Genomic DNA, 2,717 nt, shown 5'->3' with positions numbered 1-2,717 from the left:
ACCCGGCTTGGAAGGATCGGTTCAAAGCGTTCGTTGGGTTAACGGTGGGTCAAGATTAGTCGCGCAGCGATGCACAGTCAGACTGTGCACGGCAGCGATAAATGCCGGGTTTTATGGGCGTTCCCCGAAGGTTCTCGTCGAGAGCAGACGGAAGTCGGATGCTGACGCAGGATGAAATCTGGATCTTGCAACTGTTTCGGCCAGACAGGGGCTGCATCGATTTGCGGCCGGGCAAAGCGCGCGACGAACTTATCCGCAAAGGACTGATCGAATGGACGCAAGCGCCAGCGTGGGCGGGCGTCAACACCTACGCACTGACCGAGCGCGGGCGAGCGGTTATGGGAGTGCTGCCGAATTCGCGGGAATGATCTGTTGCGAGGATGCGAGCGAATCAGCCGAGTTGAGGCGCCCGATCGAATTGAGCTTTCGGACCGAGGTCGAAAGGGCAGAATGACCCCGAGCTGACCTCGGGAGGGTCCGCTTGTTGGCTCAGAACCTCACGGCGAGCACGCCCTTGAAAGCGTGGTCCTGAGCGTCCTGGGCCAGCTGCCCGGTATACGACAGGCCCAGCGTGGCGCTCTGGCTGATCGCGAGGTCGAGCCCGGCCTCGACGAGGGCCGCGTCCTTCGCAATCGGCAGGCCGGCCACCGTGAAGGCGCTAGAGCCGGCGAAGGCGAGCGTTGTTTTCGGGTCGACGTCGCCGAAGGCGTGGCGCCAGGCGAGCCCGCCGCGCAAGGTCAGGCTCATGCCTTGCAGGTCGAGGCTGGTCGCGGCACGCAAGCCCAGCGTGGAATAGCCGAGGCTGGTGTCGTCGCCGCGGCCGGTCAGCGCCGTCGCGCCGCCGGTCTCGCTGAACGGCGCTGCACCAATCTGCCGACCCAAGGAGCAGTATTGGATCATCCTTTCGGTTGATAGGTGCCCCGAAAGACGGCGTTGAATCTCTTCGGATTTTGGCGCTCTCATTAGACAGCCGAGGCGCGCCTGGATTTGTCCAACCCCCCGGTGAGAGCCGGGCTGGCAATCGCCCGCCGGTCCGGCTCGCCCAAAGGTGACCATCGGGTGATGCGTAGTTCACACCCTCGGCCGGTGGTGGGGCTATGCAGGGCAAGGGCTGACCGTGCCGGGGGGCTCCGTGCTGGACCATTGAAAAGAGTCTGCCCCACCAAGCGGCGGGGCAGGGCGGCCAGCTTAGCCAGCCATCGAGATCACCAGCGTGCGGAATGGTGTCGTCCGGTACCCGTGGGCGGGCGCCCAAGGCGGTGGTGCGCCTCGGCGATGACCGTACCCGTACCCGTCGTCGTAACGGTCGCGCCGGTAGTAGCGTTGCCGTTGCTGGTAATACTCCATCTCAGCTATCCGATGATCGCGATTGTGGCGCGTGTATTCCGCGGGCAGCTTGTCCAGCGACTCGGACGCGCGGAAGTTTTGTGCTGCGGCGTTGGGCATCGTGGCCGGCGCCCCAAGGAAAAAAACTAGCGATCAAAAGCGGACGCATTGGGTGTCCTCCCTGCACCATGCCGGAGGGCGCAATGCTTGGCGGTCGCGAAAACTCAGATGCGGCCCTTGGAGGGGGCGGCTACACCGGGTCTGACTTGACCCGTTCGAATAACTTCTTCGCGGAAACACTCCGCACGTCGCCTCCGCTGCCCAGAGCCAGGAAACTCCCTGATTATAAGTTGTGCCGCGGAACCGGCAGTTTCGCTGTGGGTTCGATTCACGCGTGTTGGCGTCGCCGCACATCCGGCGCCCTCACGGCCTGGTCGCCCCGCCGCCAAATCCCCCGGAGGCGGGGCGACCGTGCCTAACTTCGCCGAGTTTAGACCTGCCTAAGCGATGCCGGACCTCCGTATGCCATGATTGTTTGTCGGAACCGTTCCGCAGCCCGCCGCGTGAGGTCGTCTTCGTCTTCGGCGACGTGCAAGAATGCAGCCACGATGTAAGCTAACCGAGCACGCTCCCGCTCCTCAAATCCCTCGGGAACGGTCGATCTGACTTCGTTCCAAGCGGCCTCCAGAGCCGCCTGCGCGCGAGCGAGGTCAACGGGGTCCCTCAGCGATGAGAATGGCATGGCTCCCTCCTTCCCCAGGAAACTGCGAAAAAAATTTAGGCAAGCAGCCTGCGGCGACAAGGGGTGAACGATAGGATTCCGCAGATGATTGGCTGCGAGCCACTCGCCCAATGCATCGACTCGGTCAGGCCTGGGCGTTACCGCGTCCCTACTTCCCACGAAGCAATCGCCGGCGCGCTTCCTCCGCGGCTTTGGCGGAATTCTTCGCCTTCAGCGGCGGACGGCGCTCGGGCTTGTCGACGCTGGGCTCGATATAACGATCTTTCGGGCGTGAGGTGCGTTCTCGGATGTAACTACGAAGCGCCGCCTCATCGAAGGTCCAAAGTCCCCCGATCTTCGCCGCCCCAGGCAATTCCCCGCGGAGAGCCATCGATTGGATTATGCGCCGCCCCACGCCCAGGATTGCGGCGGCGGCTTCACTTCGGATCCGCTCAGGCTTCACTACTTCATCCTTGAAGTCCCAACCCGTCGAATGTCCGAGACTATTCGGAGTGAGCGATAACAAAAAGATCGGGTTGTTGGGGCTCCGGCCGCCCGTTGATACGGGATGACGGAGAGCGGTCTTCCGGTCAGGCTCCATCGATCCAACCGGTCAGGAGGCCTGCCATGGAGCTGTTCGTCGGTCTTGATGTGTCTGTTCGCACCACCA

At 63.0% G+C, this 2,717-nt stretch carries 3 protein-coding genes; 1 reads left to right on the top strand and 2 read right to left on the bottom strand.

Features of this window, described 5'->3' with window-relative positions:
- The first annotated feature begins 158 nt into the window (after positions 1 to 158).
- On the top strand, positions 159 to 368 hold the full coding sequence (locus tag AC1DRP_RS36120; RefSeq protein WP_476771091.1) for a hypothetical protein: 210 nt from the start codon (positions 159 to 161) through the stop codon (positions 366 to 368).
- A 121-nt stretch (positions 369 to 489) separates the two neighbouring features.
- Here the strand turns inward: AC1DRP_RS36120 and AC1DRP_RS36115 are convergent, their stop codons facing one another.
- Together AC1DRP_RS36115 and AC1DRP_RS36110 are read right to left on the bottom strand one after the other, a co-directional pair.
- Entirely contained in the window at positions 490 to 882 is a 393-nt protein-coding gene (locus tag AC1DRP_RS36115; protein WP_476771090.1) for an autotransporter outer membrane beta-barrel domain-containing protein, read from the bottom strand.
- A 1,334-nt stretch (positions 883 to 2,216) separates the two neighbouring features.
- Positions 2,217 to 2,648 carry a helix-turn-helix domain-containing protein gene (locus AC1DRP_RS36110; RefSeq protein WP_476771089.1) on the bottom strand — a complete coding sequence of 144 codons (432 nt, stop codon included), beginning with the start codon at positions 2,646 to 2,648 and terminating at the stop codon, positions 2,217 to 2,219.
- Between the last annotated feature and the right edge of the window lie 69 nt (positions 2,649 to 2,717).

This window comes from Allobosea sp. 01N443 (assembly GCF_056399325.1).
Note: the sequence above shows the minus strand (reverse complement) of the source record. Positions and strands in the feature narration are given on the sequence as shown.

Bases quoted from the DNA above. Each gene is read 5' to 3' on its own strand.
- AC1DRP_RS36120 (WP_476771091.1), top strand. From the start codon at position 159: ATGCTGACGCAGGATGAAATCTGGATCTTGCAACTGTTTCGGCCAGAC.
- AC1DRP_RS36110 (WP_476771089.1), bottom strand. From the start codon at position 2,648: ATGGAGCCTGACCGGAAGACCGCTCTCCGTCATCCCGTATCAACGGGC.